This window comes from Pedobacter terrae, from assembly GCF_036946585.1.
GTDB classification, from domain to species: domain Bacteria; phylum Bacteroidota; class Bacteroidia; order Sphingobacteriales; family Sphingobacteriaceae; genus Pedobacter; species Pedobacter terrae_C.
Map to the genome: position 1 here is coordinate 44,810 of NZ_JAQIIV010000006.1, position 24,618 is coordinate 69,427.

Annotated in this window: 31 protein-coding genes; 10 read left to right on the plus strand and 21 right to left on the minus strand. The window is 39.7% G+C overall.

Features of this window, described 5'->3' with window-relative positions:
- Positions 1 to 2: 2 nt before the first annotated feature.
- Entirely contained in the window at positions 3 to 1,745 is a 1,743-nt protein-coding gene (locus PGN18_RS10895) for a RagB/SusD family nutrient uptake outer membrane protein (RefSeq protein ID WP_335319527.1), read from the plus strand.
- Between the two features lie 237 nt (positions 1,746 to 1,982).
- Complete coding sequence (locus PGN18_RS10900; RefSeq protein WP_335319528.1) at positions 1,983 to 3,128, plus strand: SGNH/GDSL hydrolase family protein; 1,146 nt, start codon at positions 1,983 to 1,985, stop codon at positions 3,126 to 3,128.
- Positions 3,129 to 3,155: 27 nt separating this feature from the next.
- Here PGN18_RS10900 and PGN18_RS10905 read toward each other — a convergent pair whose 3' ends face one another.
- The 3 genes from PGN18_RS10905 to PGN18_RS10915 form a co-directional block, all read right to left on the minus strand.
- Positions 3,156 to 3,986, minus strand: a complete 831-nt coding sequence (locus tag PGN18_RS10905; protein WP_335319529.1) for an SGNH/GDSL hydrolase family protein — start codon at positions 3,984 to 3,986, stop codon at positions 3,156 to 3,158.
- A gap of 62 nt (positions 3,987 to 4,048) precedes the next feature.
- Positions 4,049 to 6,121, minus strand: coding sequence for a family 78 glycoside hydrolase catalytic domain (locus PGN18_RS10910; protein WP_335319530.1), 2,073 nt, complete (start codon positions 6,119 to 6,121; stop codon positions 4,049 to 4,051).
- Positions 6,105 to 6,722 (minus strand): glycoside hydrolase family 78 protein, encoded by a 618-nt coding sequence (locus PGN18_RS10915; protein WP_335319531.1) that lies wholly within the window; start codon positions 6,720 to 6,722, stop codon positions 6,105 to 6,107. Before PGN18_RS10915 ends, PGN18_RS10910 begins: the two co-directional genes overlap by 17 nt.
- A gap of 308 nt (positions 6,723 to 7,030) precedes the next feature.
- Here PGN18_RS10915 and PGN18_RS10920 point away from each other — a divergent pair, with 308 nt between their 5' ends.
- The 8 genes from PGN18_RS10920 to PGN18_RS10955 are packed head-to-tail and all read left to right on the plus strand — an operon-like array spanning position 7,031 to position 9,504.
- Complete coding sequence (locus tag PGN18_RS10920) at positions 7,031 to 7,741, plus strand: sugar-binding domain-containing protein (RefSeq protein WP_335319532.1); 711 nt, start codon at positions 7,031 to 7,033, stop codon at positions 7,739 to 7,741.
- The gene (locus tag PGN18_RS10925; protein WP_335319533.1) at positions 7,728 to 7,973 is read left to right on the plus strand and encodes a hypothetical protein; all 246 of its coding nucleotides are present in this window, start codon (positions 7,728 to 7,730) and stop codon (positions 7,971 to 7,973) included. The genes PGN18_RS10920 and PGN18_RS10925 overlap by 14 nt, the downstream gene beginning before the upstream one ends.
- A complete protein-coding gene (locus tag PGN18_RS10930) occupies positions 7,969 to 8,181 on the plus strand; it encodes a glycoside hydrolase family 2 TIM barrel-domain containing protein (RefSeq protein ID WP_335319654.1) in 213 nt (70 codons plus the stop codon). Before PGN18_RS10925 ends, PGN18_RS10930 begins: the two co-directional genes overlap by 5 nt.
- 10 nt (positions 8,182 to 8,191) lie before the next feature.
- Positions 8,192 to 8,416, plus strand: coding sequence for a glycoside hydrolase family 2 TIM barrel-domain containing protein (locus tag PGN18_RS10935; protein ID WP_335319534.1), 225 nt, complete (start codon positions 8,192 to 8,194; stop codon positions 8,414 to 8,416).
- Between the two features lie 28 nt (positions 8,417 to 8,444).
- Entirely contained in the window at positions 8,445 to 8,840 is a 396-nt protein-coding gene (locus tag PGN18_RS10940) for a hypothetical protein (RefSeq protein ID WP_335319535.1), read from the plus strand.
- On the plus strand, positions 8,828 to 9,157 hold the full coding sequence (locus tag PGN18_RS10945) for a DUF4982 domain-containing protein (RefSeq protein WP_335319536.1): 330 nt from the start codon (positions 8,828 to 8,830) through the stop codon (positions 9,155 to 9,157). Before PGN18_RS10940 ends, PGN18_RS10945 begins: the two co-directional genes overlap by 13 nt.
- Positions 9,117 to 9,395, plus strand: coding sequence for a hypothetical protein (locus PGN18_RS10950; protein WP_335319537.1), 279 nt, complete (start codon positions 9,117 to 9,119; stop codon positions 9,393 to 9,395). The genes PGN18_RS10945 and PGN18_RS10950 overlap by 41 nt, the downstream gene beginning before the upstream one ends.
- Entirely contained in the window at positions 9,382 to 9,504 is a 123-nt protein-coding gene (locus PGN18_RS10955) for a hypothetical protein (protein ID WP_335319538.1), read from the plus strand. Before PGN18_RS10950 ends, PGN18_RS10955 begins: the two co-directional genes overlap by 14 nt.
- Before the next feature lie 177 nt (positions 9,505 to 9,681).
- On the opposite strand, the gene PGN18_RS10960 is transcribed toward PGN18_RS10955, so the two are convergent.
- From PGN18_RS10960 to PGN18_RS11040, 18 genes are all read right to left on the minus strand, one after another.
- The gene (locus PGN18_RS10960) at positions 9,682 to 9,825 is read right to left on the minus strand and encodes a hypothetical protein (RefSeq protein ID WP_335319539.1); all 144 of its coding nucleotides are present in this window, start codon (positions 9,823 to 9,825) and stop codon (positions 9,682 to 9,684) included.
- 328 nt (positions 9,826 to 10,153) lie between these two features.
- Entirely contained in the window at positions 10,154 to 11,284 is a 1,131-nt protein-coding gene (locus tag PGN18_RS10965; protein WP_335319540.1) for a sensor histidine kinase, read from the minus strand.
- Between the two features lie 710 nt (positions 11,285 to 11,994).
- Positions 11,995 to 12,540, minus strand: a complete 546-nt coding sequence (locus PGN18_RS10970) for a DUF4998 domain-containing protein (protein ID WP_335319541.1) — start codon at positions 12,538 to 12,540, stop codon at positions 11,995 to 11,997.
- 5 nt (positions 12,541 to 12,545) lie between these two features.
- Complete coding sequence (locus PGN18_RS10975; protein ID WP_335319542.1) at positions 12,546 to 12,683, minus strand: hypothetical protein; 138 nt, start codon at positions 12,681 to 12,683, stop codon at positions 12,546 to 12,548.
- Positions 12,684 to 12,755: 72 nt separating this feature from the next.
- Positions 12,756 to 13,028, minus strand: coding sequence for a DUF5000 domain-containing lipoprotein (locus PGN18_RS10980; protein WP_335319543.1), 273 nt, complete (start codon positions 13,026 to 13,028; stop codon positions 12,756 to 12,758).
- A complete protein-coding gene (locus tag PGN18_RS22410) occupies positions 12,979 to 13,089 on the minus strand; it encodes a hypothetical protein (protein WP_442955351.1) in 111 nt (36 codons plus the stop codon). The genes PGN18_RS10980 and PGN18_RS22410 overlap by 50 nt, the downstream gene beginning before the upstream one ends.
- A gap of 41 nt (positions 13,090 to 13,130) precedes the next feature.
- On the minus strand, positions 13,131 to 13,376 hold the full coding sequence (locus PGN18_RS10985) for a DUF5126 domain-containing protein (protein WP_335319544.1): 246 nt from the start codon (positions 13,374 to 13,376) through the stop codon (positions 13,131 to 13,133).
- A 26-nt stretch (positions 13,377 to 13,402) separates the two neighbouring features.
- Positions 13,403 to 13,822 (minus strand): DUF4959 domain-containing protein, encoded by a 420-nt coding sequence (locus PGN18_RS10990; protein WP_335319655.1) that lies wholly within the window; start codon positions 13,820 to 13,822, stop codon positions 13,403 to 13,405.
- Positions 13,823 to 14,054: 232 nt separating this feature from the next.
- Positions 14,055 to 14,351: a RagB/SusD family nutrient uptake outer membrane protein gene (locus PGN18_RS10995; protein ID WP_335319656.1), complete on the minus strand. Its 297-nt coding sequence runs from the start codon at positions 14,349 to 14,351 to the stop codon at positions 14,055 to 14,057.
- Positions 14,344 to 14,427: a hypothetical protein gene (locus tag PGN18_RS11000; protein WP_335319657.1), complete on the minus strand. Its 84-nt coding sequence runs from the start codon at positions 14,425 to 14,427 to the stop codon at positions 14,344 to 14,346. The genes PGN18_RS10995 and PGN18_RS11000 overlap by 8 nt, the downstream gene beginning before the upstream one ends.
- 2 nt (positions 14,428 to 14,429) lie before the next feature.
- Positions 14,430 to 15,569, minus strand: a complete 1,140-nt coding sequence (locus tag PGN18_RS11005; RefSeq protein WP_335319545.1) for a RagB/SusD family nutrient uptake outer membrane protein — start codon at positions 15,567 to 15,569, stop codon at positions 14,430 to 14,432.
- Positions 15,536 to 15,952: a hypothetical protein gene (locus PGN18_RS11010; RefSeq protein ID WP_335319546.1), complete on the minus strand. Its 417-nt coding sequence runs from the start codon at positions 15,950 to 15,952 to the stop codon at positions 15,536 to 15,538. The genes PGN18_RS11005 and PGN18_RS11010 overlap by 34 nt, the downstream gene beginning before the upstream one ends.
- 30 nt (positions 15,953 to 15,982) lie before the next feature.
- A complete protein-coding gene (locus PGN18_RS11015; protein ID WP_335319547.1) occupies positions 15,983 to 16,741 on the minus strand; it encodes a hypothetical protein in 759 nt (252 codons plus the stop codon).
- A 53-nt stretch (positions 16,742 to 16,794) separates the two neighbouring features.
- Entirely contained in the window at positions 16,795 to 17,187 is a 393-nt protein-coding gene (locus PGN18_RS11020; RefSeq protein ID WP_335319548.1) for a hypothetical protein, read from the minus strand.
- Positions 17,188 to 17,263: 76 nt separating this feature from the next.
- Positions 17,264 to 19,099, minus strand: a complete 1,836-nt coding sequence (locus PGN18_RS11025) for a SusC/RagA family TonB-linked outer membrane protein (protein WP_335319658.1) — start codon at positions 19,097 to 19,099, stop codon at positions 17,264 to 17,266.
- A gap of 942 nt (positions 19,100 to 20,041) precedes the next feature.
- A complete protein-coding gene (locus PGN18_RS11030) occupies positions 20,042 to 20,419 on the minus strand; it encodes a helix-turn-helix domain-containing protein (RefSeq protein ID WP_335319659.1) in 378 nt (125 codons plus the stop codon).
- A 1-nt stretch (position 20,420) separates the two neighbouring features.
- On the minus strand, positions 20,421 to 21,359 hold the full coding sequence (locus PGN18_RS11035) for an ATP-binding response regulator (protein ID WP_335319660.1): 939 nt from the start codon (positions 21,357 to 21,359) through the stop codon (positions 20,421 to 20,423).
- A complete protein-coding gene (locus PGN18_RS11040) occupies positions 21,314 to 24,064 on the minus strand; it encodes a ligand-binding sensor domain-containing protein (RefSeq protein ID WP_335319549.1) in 2,751 nt (916 codons plus the stop codon). Before PGN18_RS11040 ends, PGN18_RS11035 begins: the two co-directional genes overlap by 46 nt.
- Positions 24,065 to 24,618: the final 554 nt, after the last annotated feature.

Sequence of the window (24,618 nt, forward strand, 5' to 3'; positions counted from 1 at the left end):
TTATGAAAATCCAAAATATGCATCATCAACATAGCCAAACCGATCTGCATAAAGCAGCCGTGAGCTGGCTTCTTACCGGCAAGATAAAGGCTGGCTTAAGTATGATGTTTTTCTTTTTCCTTTTATCAGGATGTAAAAAAGATTTGAATTTGATTCCGGAAGACAACATTTCTGATGCAACTTTTTATAAAACAGCAGCCGATTATAAGCTTGCTGCAAATTTACTTTATCAGGGTTTAGACCAGTGGGGTACAGAAGATACTGAATCTGATATCGCATTCAATAACCCTAATGTGGTAAGTAACGGGCAATTGTTACCTACTGAAACGACTGCCTGGGCAGGATTATATACTAATATCCGCTATGCAAATAATATTATTGATAAAGGCGCAACCAGTGCCGATAGTGAAATTAAAAGATTTGTTGCGGAAGCACGCTTTTTTAGGGCTTACTATTATTATAAACTTTTCAGGCTTTATGGAGGTGTGCCACTAATTTCAAAAGTACTGCAAACAGGTGATGAAGAATTGTTTGCTCCGCGCGCTAGCATGACACAAACTGCTGACTTTATTCTAGCAGATTTAAATGCAGCAAAAGCCGACTTGCCGCTACAATCTGCGCTTTCGAGTGGAGATGTGGGCAGAATTACCAAAGGCATTGCATCCGGGCTTGCTGCAAGGGTTGCTTTGTTTGAAGGTACCTGGCTAAAATTCCGTGGTGAAGCTGCCGCAAATACTTATTTGGATGCCGCCATCGCCGCTTCGCAGGAAGTGATTAACAGTGGTTTATATACGCTGTACACTGGAAGTGGTGCGCAGAGTTATAGGTATTTGTTTTTAGAAGCTGGTGATGATTCAAAAGAAACCATGCTCGACAGGCGCTATGCCCGTAATATCTTTGGCCATGATGTACCTTATGCTTATGATCAGGATGGCTATAATCCAACGCGAAAAATGGCAGATTTATACCTGGATAAAAATGGCCTTCCCATCACTTCGCCAGGTACGGTATTTCAGGGGTATCAAACTTTTGTTTCCGAATTTCAGGACAGAGATCCGAGGATGACGATGACCATGATCATTCCTGGAACATTAACGAACCGCGTTTTTCATCCTGTAACCAAGGTGGCGAACTGGCCTGATAACCCTCAGCGTAATTTTAATACCGGGTATATCCTTTATAAATATATGTCTGAAGATGCAACGGCAAATAATTCTGGCCGTTTGGGAACGGCAAGTCTTTTTGATTTTGATAAACATATTTTGAGGTATGCTGAAGTTTTATTAACCTATGCTGAGGCAGTATATGAAAAAAACGGTTCAATTTCGGATAATGATCTTGATTTAAGCATCAACAAAATCAGGGCGCGTGCAGGTATGCCTAAACTTACCAATACTTTTGTCGCCGCTAATGGTTTAGATATGCGTACTGAAATCCGTAGAGAGCGGACTGTAGAATTAGCGCTTGAGGGTTTCCGTTATGATGATTTAAGAAGATGGAAAACTGCAGAAGTTGAATTACCAATGGATATTAAAGGCATAAAAATTACAGGTACACAATGGGCTACCCGTACGCCATATAGCAATGTAACTTATTTAAATAAAGTAGATGCAAATGGTTTTCTCATTTCTGAATCCGGGCGTAAATTCAATCCCGCACGGGATTATCTACAGCCGCTTCCACTCAGAGAAATTGCTTTTTATGCAAACAGTGGAAAGAAATTGGAACAAAATCCAGGTTGGTAATAGTTGGTTAGATTAAATCGGTTGGCATAGTCCAGCCGGTTTTTCTTTGGTACAACGACTAATGCATGGTGGTTATCCCTCAAATGGCTATTAGGTCTCTACTGAATCATGATACTCGTCAGGGCTTGTTTGTATGACAAGCTGTTAATACTCACCTTTAATTTGTCACATTTAGCTTTGCCTGTACCAGGCTTGACGAATTATTTAAATACTTTCAAAAAATCTTCTTAATTAAAAATGGTTTATAGAATTTTATTTTGGCTGTGTTTAGCCACATCTCTTTGTTGCTCACCTAAAGGATATGCGCAGACTAAGCCACTAGATGAGGCTAAGTATATCCCTTATATCGATCTGGAGGAGTATATGCAACCTTTTTGGAAAGCATCCACACTGATAGATGAAACGGTAATGGTTATGCAGCAGGAAGGGGAGTATAAATGCAATCTTTTATTCCCGCCTAAAAAGATCTTATCTGTTACCTCAACCGATCACCATATCATTTATAAACCTGGTGTAGATTGGGTTTTAAAAAACGGGAGATTGGAAATTTTGCCATATTCATCTGTACCGTTTTTTAAAATGGCTGATTTACAGTTTGCCACCCGTAAGCCTGATTTCTCTATGCAAGCTAAAAAAGCGAACAATTACATCTTATTTAAAGAAGGCTTGTTTTTTCAGAACAGGCAGATTGCGGTAACCTATAAAAGAACAAAACAATCAAAGTGGTTGGGAGCGAGGTCATTTGTGAACAAAAACAAACTCCGCAGGACTAAGAAACTCCTTAATAACCACCAGGAACTGAAAATTTGTTTTTATGGGAACAGTATTGAAACAGGTTATAACTCAAGCGGCTTTATTGGCGGTCCTCCTTATATGCCAAGCTGGCCGGAGCTGGTCAGTTGGAAACTGCAGCATTATTTTAAAAGTGAAGTAAAATATTACAATCCCTCTGTACCAGGAAAGATGGCAAAATGGGGTGTAGAACAGGCTTCGGCATTGGTTTCGCCGATAAAACCAGATCTGGTAATTATTGGGTTTGGCATGAATGATGGCGCTTCGCGGGTTAGCAGGGAAGATTTCAAAAAACAAATTTCATCAATCATTAAAACGGTGAAGTCTGCTCATCCTTTAGCAGAATTTATATTGATAGCACCTATGCTCGCCAACCCGCTGGCTGTTCAGGATGGAATACAAAGCCATTATCTTGAGGCTTTAAATCAACTTGATTCAAAAGATGTGGAAATTATAGACATGACCGGTGTGCATCAGGAATTGCTCAAACACAAATCCTATCAGGACATGACGGGAAATAATATTAACCATCCCAATGATTATTTATCAAGATGGTATGCACAGATGATTTGTGGTCTTTTTATCAAATGATTCACCGAATGAATTTTAAAATAATATTTATGGTTTTATTCCACGTAACACCTTGATCAATCTGTTGGCGATGACCTGGTTGCCGTCATCAGATGGATGAAGGCCATCATAGGTCATTTCAATTGCCTCTGTTGGGTATGGATACTCATCTTTTTGGGCATTAAAAGGGATATTGAACGAAGCTTCCAATGGATAATCTTTGTAAGAATCTGTTCCCGGAATCCTCATTTTTTTAAATTTCACGAGTTTTTCCAGTTTGAGCGCTTTATCCTGATACAAATTGATTACCTTAAAGTTACTCCATGCTCCGATTTTTAATATGGCATCGGAAAAAGCTTTTAGCATTTGTCCTGATTTTGGTTTATATGAACCATAAGCATTATTGTTTTGATCGGCGATATAAACAAAATCAGCACGTTGCATTGGCGTAATAAGTATGATTTTGGCATTGGGACTTAATTTTTTGATTGTGTTGACAATGATTGCCATTGAACCGTAAAACGTATCATTTCCTTTATTGGACTTATAATCTTCAATCTGTCCAACCGGTCTGCCTGCCCACCAGTCGTTAGTTCCTAAAAATATCGTGTAAACCTCCGCTTTAGGGATATTCAGACTTTCAATTTTTTCTGCAACAGCCCCTGCGGTCCAGCCATTATAACCTTTGTTAATATAATTTAGCGACTTGAGTTCATCTGTAACCCTGGTGAGATAGCCCTTGTGCACACGGTTTCCCGTTTCTTTGAGGTGGTCATTCAGGTAAGTTATAGAATCACCAATGGCAACCCAATTGGTTTTGTTGCTGTCAAGGAAAAATGAACTGAAAAAAAGGCTAAGTGACAAGAGTATTTTTTTCATTGTTGGTCTATTTTAATTACAGTTGCGCTAGGTTAAGAGGCATTTATATGATCAGCTTTAAATTATCTGATTTCAAAAACGTAACGGCCGGCTGGCATATTAAGCCAATTGTTAACCACTTTTCCGTTTAAGTAAGCTTTCTTGCCTGCTATTTCCGGAATGGTGACACTTGCACTTGAATTGGCCGGGATTTTCACCTCGTATTTAACGCCCTTTGCATTTCTTTTCCATGAGGATAAAATGGTGCCATATGGACTCTCATGGCTCGCTGTAAAGTGTGTCAAGCCTTCCACAAAGTGTGGTTGCAATAAAATGTTTTTAAAACCAGGTTGCTGCTCATCAATTTTTATTCCACCTATTCCTTTAAAAAACCATCCACCAATCTCGCCAAACATCATGTGGTTATCAGAAATATCCCTGGTAGCCTGCATATCCCAATTTTCGTGAAGCGTTGTTGCACCATTGGCGATCCACCAGCCCCAACCCGGGTAAGTGTCTTGTGCAGCCAGTTTATAGGCTGTTTCTGCTTGCCCGTTATCGCTTAAGGCATTCAAAACAGCTTTTGCGCCCAAAACGCCTACGTCAATATGCATGCCATCAGCCGCAACGCGTTTAGCCAGGTTTTCGGCCAACTTCAACCGGTATTGATCTGCTACAATATTCCATTGCAAAGCCATGCTCAGCTCCGTTTGTATGCCCGAACCATAGCTAACTCTTTCCGCATCAAAATACTTACTGTTAATGGCTTTTTTAATTTTATTGGCCAGGGCACTATAAATGAGATAATCATTTTGCTTATCAAATAATTTAGCGGTTTTAGCTAAAATGTCAGCATCCACATAAAAATAAATGGATGAGGTATACTCTAAGTTGGAAGTAGATTTGACAGGCACCCAATCTCCCCGTCCAAAGGTAGTTAAACCATCTTTACTGATGCTGTTTACATAATCAACATATTGTTTGATGTGTTTATAATTATCGGCCAGTGCTTTTGGATCACCGTAAAACATATAAATATTCCATGGAATAATGGCGATGGTACTGGTCCAGTCGGTTCCATTAGCCGTGCCATAGCCCCATCCGCTGGTAGGAATAATATCTGGCAAAACGCCATTTGGTTGTTGCTCATCACGGTGATCGCCTAACCATTTCTCGTATACAGTTAAAGCATCAAAATTATACAAGCCGGTTTCTATTGCAAAATGTCCATCTCCGGTCCAGCCATTTTTTTCTCTTTGCGGACAATCAGTAGGGAGGCCAAATAAATTCGATAAATAAGAATTGTTTGTTGCCCACCAGATTTTATCAATCAGCGGATTTGAAGAGGCTATTTTTCCGATAGCAGGTACATCGCTATGCATAAAATAAGACACTAAGCTTTTCTTTTCTAATTTGATAGGCTCACTTGATGTAATTTCTATGTATTGAAAGCCTTTATAGTTAAACAAGGGCATAAATTCTTCTTCGCCATTTCCATTTAGTATAAAAATATCGGTTTGGAAAGGGTCGGTATCATCTTTAGGGCGGTAGTAAACATCAATGTTGGATAAGTCTGCCCGGCCGTTTGCAGATAAACGCTCTGCATGTTTAAGTTTAATTATAGTACCTTTTTTGCCTGAAACCTTAATTTTACTCACTCCGGCAATGTTCCTTCCCAAATCATACAGGTAAACGGTATCATTAAACTTACGCAGGCTTTTGGCTTTTATTTTCTCCACATTACGGATGGGATGCATGTTTTGGGCAACAATATTTTTTGATGGGGCCGCCCTTAGTTTTATTCCATGCCATTTCGTATCATCGAAATCAGCTTTATTCCACCCTTTTTGCTCCAATCTCGCATCGTAATGTTCGGCAGTATAGATATTATTAGAAATGATTGGCCCTAAACTGGTTTTCCAGGTACTTCCCGAGGTGATAGTCTCGATTGTACCATCAGTATAAGTGATTCTTAAATCTAAGCAAAATGCCGGTCTGGCCCTCCAGGGCGCTTTATCAAAATTCCAAACGGCCATGGCCTGGTGGTTATACCAACCATTTCCCAAAATTACGCCAATGGCATTTTTACCCTGCATGATGTTTGATGTTACATCATAAGTAACATATAGATTTCTTCTGTCAAAACGTGTGTACATGGGGTCTAAGCGGTGATTGCCAACTTTTTTTTCCGTTCAAATAAAGCTCATACAAGCCTGCAGCTACAATATAGGCCCTAGCAGATTTTATCTGCTTTGCAGATTTAAATACATTTCTAAAATATGGTGCCGGGCGGGTATTGATATCATTTCCGTCGCTAATCCAGGTTCCTTTCCAGTTTTCAGCACCCATCATGCCCGTTTCAAAACTTGAGATTTTTGATGAGATGAGCTTATCATTTTGATCTAAAACATCTACTTTCCAGAAATATTTGGTGAACGGCATTAATGGCCTGCCTTTATAGTTGACCAGATTGTTGCCCGAATTTACTTGATCCGTATCCCATTGTATATTCGTTTTGCCTTTAAGCTGTAAAGAATCGGTACCAACTGTAATTCGATAAGACTTCTGTAGTGCACCTTTACGGTCATCGTCCATTATCCACGATAGGCGTGGATTTGGATTGTCAATGCCAATTGGATTAATTAAATGTTCGCATTTTAACTTGATAATTTCAGTTGCCTTTACCGATTGAGCGACTGAAAAAATCAGAATGAAAAGAAAGAATTGGTTTAATAAAGTTGATTTGGTTACGTACATATGGAACTAGAAAATAAAGAATAACAGGGAAACAAAACGTTTCGCTATTTATTGAGCCCAATAATAATTAAAAATTAGTGACCCAACTGTCCTTTACTGTTTGCTTGTATTTTTTGCTGCTCAATATCGGTAATTATAGTCCAAAACAAGTTCTGTTTAATGTTTTGCTTAGTGTAAAATTTTGATTATTAATCTGAAATGAACCAGGCCGCTGAAGCAAACCAATTAAAATTAAACCATTTATTGGCTTATTTTAACCTGTTCATTCCCTAAGTTGTTGAGCACTGTTTTAACATTTAGATTTGAGGATGAATGCAATTAAAATAACGTTATATCGGGGTATATCTATTTTTTTATTAGCTGCGCTATTTTGTGGTACAGTGCACGGACAGGGCAGGACAGAATACCTGCTGGAAAAAAACTGGAAGTTTAGCAAAGGTGATTTTCCTGAAGCCGTAAATCCTGCTTTTGATGACAGCAAGTGGGAAACGGTACGTATACCGCATGATTGGGCCATAAAAGGCCCATTTGATGGCAACAACGATAGCCAGAACGTACAGATTGTACAAAATGGAGAGCAAACGGCATCATTAAAAACAGGAAGAACAGGTGGCTTGCCTTTTGTAGGTAAGGCGTGGTACCGCAATATTTTTGTTGCACCTGCTTTTACAAAAGGTAAAAAAGCAGTAATACTAATTGATGGTGCCATGAGTTACCCTAAAGTGTTCTTGAATGGAGAAGCTGTTGGACACTGGGCTTATGGCTACAATTCTTTTTCAATTGATATCACCGACAAAATGAAAGCCGGTAAAAATACACTCGCGATCGGCCTGGAAAATTTGCCTGAAGCCTCGCGCTGGTATCCTGGCGCGGGTTTATACCGGAATGTGCACGTCATCATAACGGATGAGGTAAGTATCCCGGTTTGGGGCACTTATATCACCACCCCCATAATCAATAAAGATTTTGCGCGTGTAAAAATAAGAACTCAGGTAAGTTCTCTAAGTGGAAAACTATAACGGTTTGAGCCTGCAAACCACAATTATAAATGCAAAAGGGGAAACGGTAGCCTCAGCAACCAAAACCTTGAATGAAGGTGATTTGAATGAGTTTGAGCAGGATTTAGTGGTTGGAAAACCTGAGCTGTGGTCGCCGGAAACGCCAAATCTGTATACCGCTGTAACCAAATTATATGCCGGCAGTAGTTTAAAGGACGAATACGCCACTACCTTCGGCATCCGTTTCCATTAAATATGAAGCGGAAAAAGGGTTTTCGCTAAATGGTGTTTACCGCAAATTTAAAGGTGTTTGCAACCACCACGATTTAGGTCCACTTGGAGCCGCTATTAATGTTGCTGCCTTGCGCAGGCAGCTTGTGTTATTAAAAGATATGGGTTGCGATGCCATCAGGACGTCGCATAATATGCCCCGCGCCAGAGCTTGTCAAGTTATGCGATGAAATGGGATTTATGCTCATGGTCGAATCTTTTGATGAGTGGAAAGCACCGAAAGTGACTAATGGATACAGTCACCTTTTTGATGAGTGGGCCGAAAAAGATATTATAAATATGATCCATGCCAACAGAAACAATCCTTCTGTGGTGATGTGGAGTATCGGAAACGAAGTACCCGATCAATCGACGAAAGAAGGGGGGCAAGATTTTAAAGTTTTTACAGGATATATGCCACCGTGAAGATCCAACCCGGCCGGTAACCGCGGGTATGGACAGGATAAAAGACGGCCTTGATAATAACTTTGCCTCAGTGTTGGATATTCCAGGCTTTAATTATAAACCATTCTGGTATGGCGAAGCGTACAAACGCTTGCCACAGGGAATGATTTTAGGATCTGAAACGGCCTCTACCGTTAGCTCCAGAGGGGTGTATAAATTCCCTGTAGTGCCGCAGAAAATGAAAATGTACGATGACAATCAAAGTTCATCATATGATCTGGAATATTGTAACTGGTCGCAGATTCCTGACGACGAATTTATGATGCAGGATTCACTGAAATATGTAATTGGCGAATTCGTTTGGACAGGTTTTGATTATTTGGGAGAACCTACGCCTTATGATGAAAAAATGGCCGTCGCACAGCTCTTATTTTGGGATTATTGATCTGGCCGGTATCCCTAAGGATCGTTTTTACCTTTACAGGAGCAAATGGAATCCTGAAAAACCCACCCTGCATATTGTGCCACACTGGACTTTTCCTGGACGTGAGGGGACAAGTTACCCCGGTGTTTGCGTATACCAATTATCCATCAGCAGAATTGTTTATCAACAACAAAAGCCAGGGTAAGCAAAGTAAAAATAAAGCAACCAGCACCAGCAGGTATCGGTTAATGTGGAACAATGTAAAATACGAACCTGGAGAAATCAAGGTGATTGCTTATGACGAAAATGGTAAACCTGTTGCTGAACAAAGCGTTTAAAACAGCAGGCAAGCCACACCATATTTTGTTAGCATCTGATCGTAAAACCTTGGATGCTGATGGAAAGGATCTTGCCTACATTACGGCAAGTGTGGTAGATGCCAATGGTACTTTATGTCCCGATGCAGATAATAGTTTAGCTTTTAAAGTTACCGGAAGTGGTACATATAAAGCTGTGGCCCAATGGCGATCCGACCAGTTTGGAATTGTTTCACCTCCCAAAAATGAAGACCTTTAAAGGTAAACTGGTTATCACCGTTCAATCAACAGAACAAGCTGGAAAATTAAATCTAAGTGTTTCTGCTAAAGGTTTAAAGGCTGCAGTGCTTCCGATTGAGACCAGATAAGAACTAAAACTTAGAGATGTTTGGTAGGCATACATCAACAGGTTGACGCTTAATCGGCGAACCAAAAGATTGACCATAATAATCAGCTACAAGCACTACCTTTATAAGGTGTTAAAAAATAGAAGTCCTGGCCAATTGCCGGGACTTTTAGGTTTAAACCCATAGGTATTAAAAAAATTAATCATCAACTTTCTCATACTTATAAATCTGGGCTCTTCCACTGGCATTGTAAATACTGTCTTGCTGTATATTTTTGCGGTGTTCGGTTAAGATCACAAAGCTTGAGCCTAAAAAGACGGCAATCTTGATTCTTGGAAACATTTGGGTCTTTAGAATAAAATACTGCAGGCCCTTCGCTATGAACCCGCGCCCTGTACAGATCTCGCTTCCAACGGTAGGCAGTAATATCGTCATCGCCATTTTTTTTACAGCTTAATATCATCAGCAATAGCATTGCAGCCAAAAGTTTTTTGCCATATTTTTTTATTTAAAATGAGGAAAAAATGGGACTTGGTGAAATTATTAAATAGTATTTAACGAAAAATAACATCTTTTAGAAAGCTGATTATGCTGGAATCAGGGTGTCTATCAAGATACAGTTCTATCTAAATTGGAACCCTAACATGATAAGCGATAGATAAATGTAGGACTAATTTTTAAGGAATATTTTAAACACCGTACCAACTTCAGCATTGTTTTCGATTTCTATTTTACCGCCGGTATTGTTCACTATCGTATGAACAAGATATAAGCCCACACCAGATCCATCTACGCCGCTTTTTACGCGTTTAAATTTTTCAAAAATAATGGCTTTGGCTTCTTCTGTAAGCCCAATTCCATTATCAGATACTTTCAAGAGCAAGTATTCACCACATTTTTGAGCTTGAATTTTTACTTGGGGTTTTCTATTCTTTGGCGTATATTTTATGGCATTGCTGACCAGGTTGTAAAGGATGCTCCGTAATTTTCTGCGCACAAAAGTGATTTCTGTCGCTTTTAAATCCGTTTCAATAACTGCACCCGATTCATGAATTAAGCTGGAAATCGATAGCCTTACATCTTCAATTATATTTTCCAGGTTTATAAGCTCTTCGGCAGACTCATTGCGCTGTTTATCCCAATGCGCCTGCACAAGATCTTCCACTACATTTTTGATGTTGCTCAGGCTTCTTTCCATGGCAACAATCAATTTTGGCATTCTGTTCGCCTTTCCTTCAACATCCAGTTTCATGGCAGATAATGAAAGGCTTAGCGCCAATATGGGGTTCTTTATGTCGTGTGCAATAGTGTCGAGCAGAAGTTCATGCTCGGCCACCAATTTTTCCTGATCCCGAAGATCTTTGACTCTGGCAGTGATGTCAACAAAAGTGATAATCACGCCATTTGTTTTGTTGTCTTTTCGCTTGATATAAGGCAGGATATTCATCTGAAACCAGCGCATGTCAGTAGTCTGAATTTCTTTTTCCAGGATCTTTCCGGTAGCAATCACAGTCTTGATATTTTCAATGATCGTGGGAAACCTGAAATTTTCATGAACATCCAGCAGTGATTTGCCAATGAAATCAGCTTTTAGCGAAAACTGTTTCATGGCTGGTGGGGTATATTTCCGTAGAATCAGTTCTGAATCGACAAAAAGCTGGGGTATAATGGTATTGGCGAAATAATTTTCAAGTTCTTCGTTAAGCGTAATCAGATCTGAAATTTGCTGCTGATGAGTTTGCATGTTTAGTGTTTTAACATTGCCTTTATTTCTGTTTTTCCAGAGTAGAGATTCAATCATAAGTCAATTTTTATGATCAACCTACGTCATGGTAATTACAATTCTACTTTTATTACGTTTATGTAGTATTAACAAGCAAAGGTAAAAGATGTTTACTCCCTTGAGGAATTTTTTAATATGTATATTAATGGGTTTTTGAATCAAGCCCGGATAGAAATTTGTCTTAAGCTTTCAATAAAAGAAGTCATTTCTTGCATCATACAGTAACTTTGAATGGGTTTCAATAGCTAACGACTTGAAATTTTAATGAAGGAAATTATGATCAGAATAGTGATTTAAAGCTGTAATGGAAGCTTTTTAAGGTTTCATAAATCGATTATATTGATCTTTTAACCTGGGTTTGTCAATTATTATTGCGTCTTGGCGGCAAAAACCAACTTCTGATTCAAGCGGTCGTCAACTTAATTATTTTAAGGTTTTTTGGGTTAAAGATACTAACCATGCTGTGATTCAACATAATTAATATGGTTTTCACTTTTAAAATGAATCAGTATGACAAATTTGTCGTGATTCTACCTGATCATATCCCGTGAAGCACGCGAATGGGAGAAATCTTCCAACTTGTAGAAGATTTCTCCCCGCTTTTATGGGCAGTCATCGCGGTTGAGAGAACGCTATTTAGAGATTAATTAATTTAACGATTTCTTAGTTACATCATTTATAGAAATTGTCCTTTAGTACAACTGAAGTGATGATATCCCCATCAGCATTTATTGAATAAGTTTTGTATCCAATGCTGAATATAAGGTATCGATAACCGTTGGAACTGGCAAATACATTGTTTTGTAACTAAAGATTGTATTTGGTTTGTAATTTAACAGTGTTGCAGCACTTTCACCAATTTCTGAAAATACTGTCGTCCGCTTATCTGCTGTTGTAGTATAGGTAATCCATGTTCCCTTTGCGCCTGTTGATGTATCAAAAGTATCCCAATCGATTTTTGCGCTGCCGTTATCTAGCAGTTCGGCGTTGAGAATCGGGCGGTTGAAAAGATTGCTTTCGTATTTGGGGCCATACACCATCCCGGTCGCGTTTACGATTAACGAAGCATTACCACTGGCATCAAAGGTCTGTACAGTAAAATTTTTTACACCTTCATCTACACTAAAAATTTTCTCTATAGTTTCAGGTCTTCCTGTTTTTACGATATCAAAAATTAAAGAGTCTTTTTTATCATTCCAGGTAATCTTAATCTTTTCAATTTTGGCATCTGCTGATAATTTGCCTTTTAGTTGAACGCGAAGCCTTCCCGGCATTATTTTTAAAGAATCGACTTGCCACTATAAATTGTTTCTCCATCAGCAGTATATTTTTTAAAATCATCCCATTTGGAGCAGGAAACCATAGCAAGCATTAGCGTTGCCATGGTTGTGATCATTATTAATTTTCTTTTTTCCATTTTATAATATTTTAGTTCCCTTTTTTAAATCTGGCACATGGCCTGAATACCAGGGGCGTTTGTTGCTGATTGTTATCGGGTATCACCATATACGGTTAGCTCATCAATATTCAAACCTGTTCCGCCTACCCAATTCTCCAGGCAACGTACACGCAGATACTTCACTTTTGGTGCAGAAAGATCGCATGGTAAGTCGAAACCTGCCTCAGCGGTTCGGGTATCGAGGTCATTTTCAACGCCATAAGGCAAGCCTGATGGCTTAGTGATGGTGTAAGAACCCAAAAGAGTCCAACTTCTATCCAATGCGCCATTTGGGGTTTGGATTATCTGATCCGTAAATTTCAAAACGGCGCATGGCTTGTAAATAGTAATACCTTAGTGGATTAACCTCGGCATAAGGACGCATCCAAATCCTGCTGAGTTTTGCCGATATGCCCAGACTAAAGGTTACCGTATGCGGCCGTTACCACCGGCTATCTGTTGTGTAAAGCAGGCCTCCCAACCATATCTGCCATCCCAGGCTTTACTTACTGCTCCCCACATAGGTGGATCGCCAGGAAGCTTGTATTCCTGGAATCTGGATTTTTGTAGCTGCACTTCGAATATTGGTTTAATGTCTTGATATATGGTATCCGTTTTATTTCCCCATCTGTCTTGAACAAAAAAGCCAAAACGGTGAACATTTGTGTCCAATCCCCTTACTTTAGAAAAGATGCTGTCTATATTGGTGAAAACACTTTTATCATAATCTGCAACAAGTTCGTTGTACTGTTTTTGCCGATTACCATGATATTTACATTGCCTTTGGACGGGTTAGATGCAGTTAGATTGTAACCGCCGAATGCATTTTGCACTTTTAAACTTTTAAATGTTTGCCAGATCGGGGCAATTAAGGGTTTTACCTTTACGATTATGGGTGCTGATGATACGCCTGAACGACTAACAGAGTATACTTTTACTTCATGTTCATCCGTATCGGCAAAGCCCAAAACTTCCAGTGAGTTGTTGTAATAGGAAGTTTGTGCTTCATATTGTTTGCCGGATGATAAATTGTACACGGCCTTTACAATTAGCAACCTAGGGTCTTTAGGTACAGTATAAGTAATAGTTGCTTTTCCATTTTGGTTAACTACGCTTATATACTCACCTGAGCAGGAGCAGTTGGGTCATTGTCGACAGGTTCGTTGGTCTTTAGCTCTTCCCCTTTTTTACATGAAGCTAAAAGGATGATGGAACAAGCTATTATCGACAGGATTTTTAGTTTATTTTTCATATAAAATATATTTACCTATTCATTTTTTCATACTACCATCCTGGGTTCTCTACCAGGTTAGTGTTCCGTCGGGTATCATAGTTACCGATCGGCCAGAATTAATCTCTCGGGGCGATGAAACGCTGACTAAAGATGAAGCGTTCCTGATAATATGTGGCATCGGTTTTGCCGATTATATTCCAGCCGGTAATGTCTTTTTGAAGTTCTTCTGATGCTTCTTTCCAGCGACGCAAATCCCAAAAACGTTGTCCTTCAAACATCATTTCGATCGCGCGCTCCCTGTGTATAATGGCACGCAAACCTTCTTTAGTGCTATATTTTCTAGGGTTATTTGAATATGCTGTCCAGGACTCGATAATGCCTTTAAGTCCGGCACGTAACCTTATTCTATCCAGATATTGTTATGGCCAGGGTTGAACCACCATTTACTTCATTTTCGGCCTCGGCATAAAGTAAATAAAGATCTGCCATCCTCACTTCGGCCAAGGATATTGGCGCCAAGCAACCGAATTATTGTTAGTGGTAGATTCCCAGTTCACCAGTTTTTTAATGAAATACCCAGTTTCACTCCAGTTCCTGAAATCATTACCAAAGCCCGCTTTGTCTCCATTTTTGGCTTTCACATAAAAGTTATCCTCATCACTGCCTCTGCTATTACCGTCTTTCATGTACCAAATGGATCCGTCAAATCCAAGGTCTGCGTAGAAACGCGGTTCCCTGTCGAAATTAAGCCGAGCGGTTGTAAAGCCATTTTTAATGTAAAAACGTTCCTTATCTGTTGCTGTTCTCAACTGGCTGTATTTACTGAAATCTAATGTTTTATCTTCCTCAATAGGTACTCCATTTGAAGTATAGAATAGTTTCGCGATCTTGATTGGCGGTGCCCAAACACCTGCGCCAGGCCCTCTGCCGTTTACGCCATTATCTTCAGTAGGAGGCATGCATAACCATTCGTTGATAAAATAGGATTGCGCATTTCCCCAGACACATTCTACACCATATTTTTTGGTAATGGCATTGCGTATGCTGAGTTGTATTCTTGTGGTATCACTTAGCCCCAATCCATCATTGGTGTAGTTATAAAGTCCAAAACCATTATTGGCAGCAGCATCAATAGCTGCTTTCACCGCATCACGGGCAATTATCCATTTCTGAGGATCATAGCTTGGATTAAATAAAATGTTGCCTTCTTTATCTCTGAAGCCTGCAAAGTCGCTGTTGCCGTTAAATAACGGACTTGCGGCCATCATCAATAACTTTGCTTTCATCGCCAATGCAATAGGCTTGGTAACCCTTCCCATTTGTGTGTTTTCATCCTGTATGCGGTCTGGCAATAACTTGGCAGCCTCATCAAACCAGTTGGATATGGCACTTACGCATTCGTCTATAGGTTTGCGCTTTACATAAGCTCCGGCAAGGTCGGCATCTACAGGCACATTGGTGTTGATTAACGGTATAGGACCGTACATGCGCAACATATAATAATGATAATATGCTTTGAGGAACAGTGCTTCTCCAATCCAGCGCGAACGCTCGGCCGGCGTAATGTCTGGTACTTTAGTTTGGTCTGATAGGTTTTCTAAAAAAACATTACAGTTCCGTATTCCCCCCATATTGGCTTGGTTGTTATATTCTGACCTTTATTTGCGCCAGTCCAATCGTTAAAGTAAGGTTCTGCCTTATTTTGTTGTCCTTCTGCAATTCGGAAAGCAGCGTGCCATTGTGCCTGATCATCCTGAGGGTACCAGATCTCATCTGCGGCGGCCATACCCGGATTATACCAGCCGTCGCCATTTTTAGGCAGGTAGGAATAAAGTGTAAACAAATACTTCTCCGCTTCTAATCTTAATTTAAAAGCATTATCAATAGTAGAAACATTATCAGGTACTACATCAAGGTACTTTTTGCAAGATGTAATGGCAATTATAATGCTCATGAGCATTGTAATCCGGTAAATTTTACCGATATGCCTATTTTGGTTTAATGGTTTTTTCATGTTATACATATGAAAGTGTCTTGTTGTTACTTAAAAGTTGAATTGTGCGCCAATGCTGTAGACAGACTGAACCGGATACCCTAGTCCGTTGCCTCCCATTTCCACGTCCCACATTTTAAATTTGCTGAAGACGAATAGGTTAGTTGCAGAAAAATATACTCTCGTACTTCTTAACCTCAGTGATTTTATTTCAGGAATATTGTATCCCAGATCAACGCTTTTCAGGCGAAGAAAGTTACCATTGCGCATCCACCATGTTGAAGGCCTATTGTTTGAATAAATCCGGTTGGTGCTGAGCCTAGGCCAGAAAGCATACATGTCCTGTTTATCTTCAGACCAGTGGTTATCTGCTATGGCTTGTAGCAAGTTGTTTTGAAAACCACCATTCATGAAAAATGGCTGCGTAGCATCCGGACTGATAAAAAATGAAGATCTCGCGGAACCTTGAAAAAAGAAACTCAGGTCGAACCGTTTAAAACCGCTGGATATACCAAATCCATAGATAATTTCAGGCTGTTGTGGATAACCGATTGGTACCATGTCATCATCATTGATAATCCCGTCCTTATTCACATCCTTATATTTTATATCCCCTCCTCGCAATGTATTATCTCCGTATTGAAGCGGGGAATTGGCCACCTCTTTCTCATCTGCAAACAATCTTTCAGCTATTAAACCCCAGCTTTGCGAAAGGGAGTGATTAACCCTTGATAAATAAGCAATGTTAGGAGCGTATTGGATTTCATCACTTACTTTTAGCTTACTGGTCGCATAGGTAAAAGTTTCCACGTACATTTACCCAGGCACCACCGCTAAAAGAACGCTGGTAGGCCATGGTGAAGTCAATTCCTTGGGTTTTCGGCCTTTCCAAAGTTGGCAAAAGGTAAAGCTTCAAAGCCAGCAGCAGATTCTACACTGGATTTTGGTTGCAATATTTGTGAACGAAACTGTTTGTATACCTCTACGGTAAGGTTAAGATCTTTAAATGCAGTTAAATCCATACCAATATTCAAGGATCTGCTTACCTCCCAGGTAATGTTGTTATTCGCATATCTGGAAATGGAAACTCCGGGGCGACTATAAAATGGAATTCCGTCTCCGGTTCCAAACGATGCACCATAGCCACCATCATTTAAGTTGACATTAGACAGGTAGAAAAAGCGGTCGCCGATGTTACCGATCTGATCATTTCCTACTAATCCATACGTAGCCCTGAATTTAAGCTGGTCGATCACACTTCTTAATGGCTTGAAAAACTTTCGTTAGAAATGCGGTAACCTATACCCGCAGAAGGGGAAAAAGCCAAACCGGTTATTTTTTTGCAAAACGTTCTGAACCATTATAGCCAAAGTTAAACTCTGCCAGATACCGATCATCAAAGCCATAAGAAAAACGGCCTGAAATACCCTGGTTTCGCTGTGGTAAAGATGCCGTCAGGTCATTTGCGTCGGCTGCTTCATAGTTGGACATAAACGATATTAAAGAGCCACTTACCGCGTGTTTTTTAAAGGTGCGATTATAAGTCAGTGCACCTTCCAGCCAAAAACGCGAATCCAGCTTTTTCCCTGTCTGTTGAAAGCCAAGATACTCGGTGCCCGGTGTTCCGGCAGTTACGCCAGTTCCACTGTTCAGTACATTTAAACTATAATCAAGCGTAACCGGATCCACAACGGCTTCGTAGTAAAAAGGATTATAACTCCGGTCTGCTGAATAGAACGAATATCTTCTTAAATAAGCCATTGTTCGGAAATTTAATCCCGGGGTGATGGCATTTAGGTTTTGCTGGAGTTCAAGCTGTGGCTGTATATTGGAGGTTTTGTATACGTTGTAACCTTTCACCATTTCTGCGTAAGGATTTACGTAAAGTGTTGAGGTTGGACTGCCTGCCTCTACAATACGGCCCGAGCCAAATAAGGGGTGGTCTGAATATGGTAGCTTTGATTTGGGATAAAGGGCAGGAAACATCACCGGATTGGCCCAAAGTACATTGTTAAATGATAATTGACCTCCGCCGATTGGCCCATTATAGTCATCAAATTGACCATACATGCGAATATTAAATTGTGTGGTGCTGGTGAGGTTAAGGCTGATATTCGAACGGATGGAATAGTTTGCCAGCTTGATATTGCTATTAAAGTTATTGATAGGGTCTACCTTTAAAACCCCATTGTCCTGATTATAAGTACCTGATATATAATACTTGGTACGTGCATTACCACCACTGATATTGAGGTTATAACTTTGGTTGAGCGTTCTCTTTTTGATCATCTGACCCATCCAGTCGTTACTTGGGTAGAGGTAAGGGTCGTCTCCTGCAATGGTATGGTTAATTTTGCTTTCACTGTAAGTGGGTTTAGCCAATGGCGATCGGGTAAGCAATGCCTCATTAGCCAGGCGCATATAGGTGATATTATCTGCTAGCTTGAAATTTTCTGTATTGCTCGACATGCGGTTTTCAGCACGGAAAAAAAACTGCGTGGTACCCTCTTTACCCATTTTGGTGTTTACCAGTACCACTCCGTTTGCTCCCCTGGCACCGTATACTGCCGCCGCAGCTGCATCTTTCAGTACTGAAAAGTCTGAGATATCATCAGGCTGGAGGCGGGCAAGATCGGTAGTGGATGATTCAACCCCATCAATTAAAATCAAAGGATCTTGTTTACCTGAACCAAATGTAGAAAGGCCACGTATAAAAAATGCAGAGTTATCTGTACCTAAACCAGGCTCACCACTTCGCTGAAAAGAGATCATCCCTGGTATTCTACCTGCCAGGGTATTGGTAAGGTTTCCGGTTGGCCCTTTCAATTCTTTTACGTTTACTGTTGTAATTGAACTGATGGCACTCGCCTTTTTTTGCGAACCGCCAAAACCGGTTATCACTACCTGATTCAGCGTGTTTTCACTTGATTTTAGCAACACATTAACCACAGGACGGCCGTTGATAGGAACTTCCTGCTTTTCGAAACCAGTATAACTGAAAATGAGAATACCATCTGAAGGTACTTTTATGGAGTATTTTCCTTCGGCATCTGTAGAGACTGTTTTTTTTGAATTTTTCAATTGTACGGTTACACCAACAATTGTTGTGGTATCAGAGCTGACCTTTCGGTAACAATAATCTCGTTGTTTTGTGCAAAGCTGATGAATGTACTACCAGTAGGAACAGTAGAAGGATTTTGGGAATAATTTTTTTTTGTAAAGTTTGGTTATTCATATAGTTCTATTTGGAGTTAATAATTATGATCGGAATCATTTAGTACTAAGGATATACTATTGTTTTTTATGCATAGGCATTTATGGATTTATAATTTGGTTTATAGAATTCAAACCGGTTTCTGTTGATGGCCGGTTTGTTTGGTTAGTGCTATTTTATATCTGGTTACAAGGCTAGCTTGTACAAATGTTTTATGTACAGTATACTGCCTGTTGATACAACAATAGGTAGGGCATTGCTACTTTTCCCTGCTGTTGGTATCTGTTAAATAAAAGGATTCAGTTAAGTTTGGTTTACGATCATTTTATGAGCCCTAATCTAGCATGAGAGATGATGTTAGGCGGGGGAATAAATCGGTCAAATAAGAGGGGATAAATCGCCAATTTTCACGTCTGCGCTTACTTAAAGCGGTTTTGATCATCGCTTTTATTATAAACTGCACTTTTGGTTCAGGTTTTAATTATTTGTGGTTTTTCAAACCCTTAAAATAAGGGTAATTGTTGGTACAAATACATCATAAAAATGTACTTATAATCTTATAAGTTTTTAAAATTGGTTGTTTAAATGAAACGCTATGGGGCTTGCGTGAAATTAAATCGACCGGTTTGCGCCTTCAATTCTTCCGGGTTGAAGGTAAAAATTCTGAATACTGTCGGCATGCCTTCCATTCTAGAGATAATTTACGATGTAGAATAGATTAAAGGATGGATAGATAGGGTAGTTACCGCTTGTCCCACCGCGATCATCGGTCTGGGCATAGTGGCAGACTTCTTGAAGCTGTGGTAAGTTCTTCATGACGAGAAACGAAGTATCTTAATGCATAAGCTGATAGCGATCGTTTGAAGATTGATTCCTTGAAAAGTGGGGGAAATAAATTATTTGTTGGGTGTATTTCGATAGTTTTTTATATAATCAGATGGGTTCATTCCGAATAATGCGCTAAATTGTTTACGGAAATATTTGATATCATTGATCCCGACTTCCCAGGCGATTTCTTTAATGGTATAATTGGATTCGACCATGAGTTCAGCAGATTTTCTAAGGCGGATGAAGCGGATGAAACCGGCTATTGATTGGCCGGAGATAGATTTGACCTTTCGGTATAGGCCTGAATGGCTCATGCCAATTTCTTGTGAAAACTTTTTAATGTTAAAAGATTCATCTCCAATATTCCGCTCTATTATATCGATGCAGGTTGATAAAAACTCCCGATACTCAGGGGAGATTTTGAAATTTTGTTTTTTAAGGGTGATCTCATTGTAAAAATATTGCTGGAGTTGGTCCGGTTTTCAAGCAAAGCTTTAACCTTGCCATCAACAGCTCCTTTTCGAAAGGTTTGGTAATGTAATCATCCGCGCCACATTGGGTGCCTTTTAAGCGGTTTTCGGCATCAGACAATGCGGTTAATAAAATTACGGGTATGTGTCCGAGTGTAGGGTTATTTTTAATGGCGCTGCATAGCTCTAGCCCAGTGCTGTCTTCCATCATGATATCACTGATAATGATATCGGGCAAGTGTTTAATGGCTTGTTCAAGTCCTTCTTTTCCACTGGTAGCCGTAATAACAAGGTGATCATGCTTGAATATACCCTGAATATATTCGCGGATATTTTCATTGTCTTCCACGATTAGGATAAGGTCTTGCGTACTAAGCAACAGATTTGGATCTGTTTTTAATGTTGGCGGACTTAGTTTGGCCTGATCTTCAGTCTGGAAGGTTTCTGATGGAACATCTTCATAAATGGTTAGATTACCAAAATGGCTTTTACCTTTTCTGAAAGATAGAAAGAAGGTGGTTCCACTTCCGGCCGTGCTTTCATAAGAAATTTTTGCCCCATGTTGATCCATAAATTGCTTTACTAGATATAGTCCGATACCGAATCCTGATGCAGAGCTATTTTCTTTAACCTGAAAAAACCGATCGAACAATTTTTCTTTAACATGAGGATCAACACCTATTCCGTTATCTTTTATGCTCAGCTCTACTGTATTTTCCGTTTCCCACAGCTGCATGTTTATTTCGCCATAAGGTTTGGTAAATTTTATTGCGTTGGAAATGAGGTTATAAAGAATTGCCTGTATCTTTTCTTTGTCAGCATATAGCTCGATAGGGGTATAGGGGCATTTAAACTGGTAATTTAAGTTTTTTAATGTGGCCTGGCCAGAGAAACTGATATGGACTTCTTTGCAGATTTCGGAAAAAGGAAGTTTGCGATTTTTAAATCTTCACTCTCCCCGCCAACTTTTCGAAACAGCAGTAACTGGTCTACCAGTTTCAGTAATCGTTTTGCGTTTTGGTAAACAAGATCAAGCCCTCCTTTACTGCCAGAAGCCGGATGATGTTGTATGTAATCTTTCAGCGGATTGATGATCAGGGTCAGCGGTGTCCGAAACTCGTGCGAAACATTGGTAAAGAAAGCGAACTTTTTTTCGCTCAGCTCTTTTTCCTTTTGCGCATTTGCCTGGGCTGCTTTGATCTCGTAATTTAAATTTGCCTGTCGCACTCTGTAAGCATTGTAGGCATAAATCAGTGCAGAACCGAGAAGTGCATAACAAAGGTAAGCCAGCCAGCTGCGGTACCAGGGTGGGAGTACGTTTATAATTAGTAGACGATGTTCCGCTCCCCATCCGCCAATGTAATTATTGCGTTTAATATGTAATATGTATTTCCCGTCTGTTAACCTAAGAAAAGTCACAGGACTGGAGGCAGTGGTTTCCATCCATCCATTATTACCGCCTTCTAAATGATACGCAAATTTGATCTTCCCTTTATCTGAAAAATCTATGGATGAGAAAGTGAGTGATAGAACCGCATCATTATAAGGTACGGTCAATTCGGAAATCCGTTCCTGATTGGTTTGATCTACTAATTCATCTGTCGCACTAATAAATCGATTGTTCACATATACCGAAGATAGATATGGGGGCGGAAGGTTAGCTTTGTCTGAAGAAAAGTTTTTAGGGTTAAAAAGCGTAAAACCTTTAACGCTGCCGAATGCCATTTCACCTGATCTTAGGCGCAAGGCCGCATTATAAGAGAATTGATTACTTGAGAGGCCATTCTCGCTATAATAATTACTGAAGGCTTTACTTGCCGGCTCGAAACGAGATAAGCCATTGTATGTACTAAGCCAAAGATATCCTTGGTCATCTTGAAGAATATTAAGCACCGAATTGTTGCACAGACCTTCTGCATCAGAAAACTGCGCCTTTATTTTTCCCTTTACTCTGTCGAAAAGGATCAAACCACCACCTTCAGTACCAAGCCAGAGGTTTTTATTCCGATCTTCGAATATGGCCCTAACCGGCTTGCCTACCGGATAATAAATATGTTTTTTTGCCCGGGTATCAATCTTTACCAGATCGTATGAAGTACCCGCCCAAAGCTGATGAAAAGAATCCTCTTTAATTGCGTTAAGGTCAGAAAGGCTCGCATCAAAGAGTTCAAATTGATCATTTTGAGTGTTCAATTTGTATATACCTCCATCAACAACTGCGGTTGCCCAAATTATATCTTGATGGTCCTGGTAAATCAGCCAGATATAATTGCTTTCCGGGCCTTTGTCATTAATGCAGTGATATCTCTTAAAGGATTGAGTTTGTTCATGGTATCTGTTAATGCCACCTCCGAAAGTACTGATCCAAGTGTTGCCCGCTCTGTCTGTTAATATGCTCGTAACGAGGTTGTTGCTTAAAGAATTTGATTTGCCCGGATCGTGCCTGAAATGGGAAAAGCGATTTGTTTTGACGGAGTACAGGCTTATGCCACCTCCATCTGTTCCAACCCAAATGTCGCCAGAGGCTTTTTCAGTCAGGCAGGATACATAATCGTGAGCCAGGCTGTTTTGGATAAGTGGGTTGTTGCTAAATGTTTGAAAGTGCTTTTTGGTACTATCAATAATCACAACGCCTCCATTTAATCTGGCAATCCATTTACGGTTATCTTTATCGCTATACATATAGGGTATGGTTTCACCGCTGGTATAGTTAGCCCCGTATTGTGTAAGTTTATTTTGGCTAAATTGTAGTGTCTTCAAATCCAAAGTGGATAAACCACGACCTTCAGTTCCTATCCAAAGTTTATATTCGGGATTTAGCAAGAGTGACAATACGTTCCCGTTAGAAAGCTTTTTTCCGGATGAGACCTTTGGTATTTTGTTGCCGTAAATAATGGAAAATTGATAAAGGCCCTCTCTGGTTCCAACCCATAAATAATTTTCCTTCGCCAGCATACAATTGGTAAGCTTCGTCTCCGTATTTACCATAACCAGTTTTTTTTGCTGGGCATCAAAATGATATAATCCTATACCGCTTACCGTAATCCAAACATGGTTCTGGTTCCCTTCTACTATACTTGTTATATTGGCATTGGTAAGTGGTTGTTTTTTTTCGCTGTTGAGTATCTGGTAGGGATATTTGTCTTTTTTACCTTTATAAAACATTCCGGCCCCATTGGTGCCAATAAATAAATTGCCCTTTGAATCACGGACTATTGTGTTCACCGCAACGGTTAATTGGTAGGGTTTATCCCCTCGTTTTGACGAGTAATATGCAGGCGCAAATTTTCCACTTAGTGCATTATATATGGCCACGCCTTGCCCCGTGCCAACCCAGATATTGTTTTGAGCATCTTCGGCAATGCAATAAATATAGTTGTGAGGAAGTGAATAATCATCTTTAAGCCGGTTACGAAACACTTTTACAATGCTCCCATCATAGCGGTTCAGTCCATCATAAGTACCAAACCACATATAACCATAATGATCTTGAAATATACACCTTACTGAATTATTGGAGAGTCCTTCATTTATATCAAACAGGCGCTCATCATGTTGATCGGCTTTAGTACGCCCGGCGATACATAACAAAAAGAAAAATAACAACAGGGATTTTGGCATAATTGGTCAGTTTTTTTGAAAATGAATCTGACTTTTGGTATTCATCGGGATAGACTGCATATCAGTATAGTTGATTTATTAAACTTAAATTCCATGAGAATCCATGACCCTCTCCTGGTTAGACGTATGAATTTGGTTAGTTACAATGATTGCCTTAAGCTGCGCACTGTTTACACTAAGTTAGTTATTTTAATTAAATGTTATGGTAACGTTTAATTTATTTTCGCTTTCATTTGTTTTAACAAATCAATGTGCTGTTTGCAGTTATATTTCTAGGAAAAGATACCGACCGATATTCCAATAATAGAATCACCATTTCGACTGGGCAATAGTCAAATGGAAAATCTATCTCGCATAAAAGACCCTGAAACACCCGTCCGACCGGCCTGGCGGAAGTTCATGGTGACGAATTCTGGATAGATTTAGCTTTGCTAAGTATTAACCTGGTTTTTGACTTTGCTGGTCTTTTGAAGCCGAAAGAAGAAATCTATCGGGGGCGTCGAGCTAAAACACGACTATAAGGTAAGGATAAGAAATCAGTTGTGCGTCAATTC

Bases quoted from the DNA above. Each gene is read 5' to 3' on its own strand.
- PGN18_RS10895 (WP_335319527.1), top strand. From the start codon at position 3: ATGAAAATCCAAAATATGCATCATCAACATAGCCAAACCGATCTGCAT.
- PGN18_RS10900 (WP_335319528.1), top strand. From the start codon at position 1,983: ATGGTTTATAGAATTTTATTTTGGCTGTGTTTAGCCACATCTCTTTGT.
- PGN18_RS10905 (WP_335319529.1), bottom strand. From the start codon at position 3,986: ATGAAAAAAATACTCTTGTCACTTAGCCTTTTTTTCAGTTCATTTTTC.
- PGN18_RS10910 (WP_335319530.1), bottom strand. From the start codon at position 6,121: ATGTACACACGTTTTGACAGAAGAAATCTATATGTTACTTATGATGTA.
- PGN18_RS10915 (WP_335319531.1), bottom strand. From the start codon at position 6,722: ATGTACGTAACCAAATCAACTTTATTAAACCAATTCTTTCTTTTCATT.
- PGN18_RS10920 (WP_335319532.1), top strand. From the start codon at position 7,031: ATGAATGCAATTAAAATAACGTTATATCGGGGTATATCTATTTTTTTA.
- PGN18_RS10935 (WP_335319534.1), top strand. From the start codon at position 8,192: ATGCTCATGGTCGAATCTTTTGATGAGTGGAAAGCACCGAAAGTGACT.
- PGN18_RS10940 (WP_335319535.1), top strand. From the start codon at position 8,445: ATGGACAGGATAAAAGACGGCCTTGATAATAACTTTGCCTCAGTGTTG.
- PGN18_RS10950 (WP_335319537.1), top strand. From the start codon at position 9,117: ATGACGAAAATGGTAAACCTGTTGCTGAACAAAGCGTTTAAAACAGCA.
- PGN18_RS10955 (WP_335319538.1), top strand. From the start codon at position 9,382: ATGAAGACCTTTAAAGGTAAACTGGTTATCACCGTTCAATCAACAGAA.
- PGN18_RS10960 (WP_335319539.1), bottom strand. From the start codon at position 9,825: ATGTTTCCAAGAATCAAGATTGCCGTCTTTTTAGGCTCAAGCTTTGTG.
- PGN18_RS10965 (WP_335319540.1), bottom strand. From the start codon at position 11,284: ATGATTGAATCTCTACTCTGGAAAAACAGAAATAAAGGCAATGTTAAA.
- PGN18_RS10970 (WP_335319541.1), bottom strand. From the start codon at position 12,540: ATGCCGGGAAGGCTTCGCGTTCAACTAAAAGGCAAATTATCAGCAGAT.
- PGN18_RS10975 (WP_335319542.1), bottom strand. From the start codon at position 12,683: ATGGAAAAAAGAAAATTAATAATGATCACAACCATGGCAACGCTAATG.
- PGN18_RS22410 (WP_442955351.1), bottom strand. From the start codon at position 13,089: ATGCGTCCTTATGCCGAGGTTAATCCACTAAGGTATTACTATTTACAA.
- PGN18_RS11000 (WP_335319657.1), bottom strand. From the start codon at position 14,427: ATGGCAGATCTTTATTTACTTTATGCCGAGGCCGAAAATGAAGTAAAT.
- PGN18_RS11005 (WP_335319545.1), bottom strand. From the start codon at position 15,569: ATGGGGGGAATACGGAACTGTAATGTTTTTTTAGAAAACCTATCAGAC.
- PGN18_RS11010 (WP_335319546.1), bottom strand. From the start codon at position 15,952: ATGAAAAAACCATTAAACCAAAATAGGCATATCGGTAAAATTTACCGG.
- PGN18_RS11040 (WP_335319549.1), bottom strand. From the start codon at position 24,064: ATGCCAAAATCCCTGTTGTTATTTTTCTTTTTGTTATGTATCGCCGGG.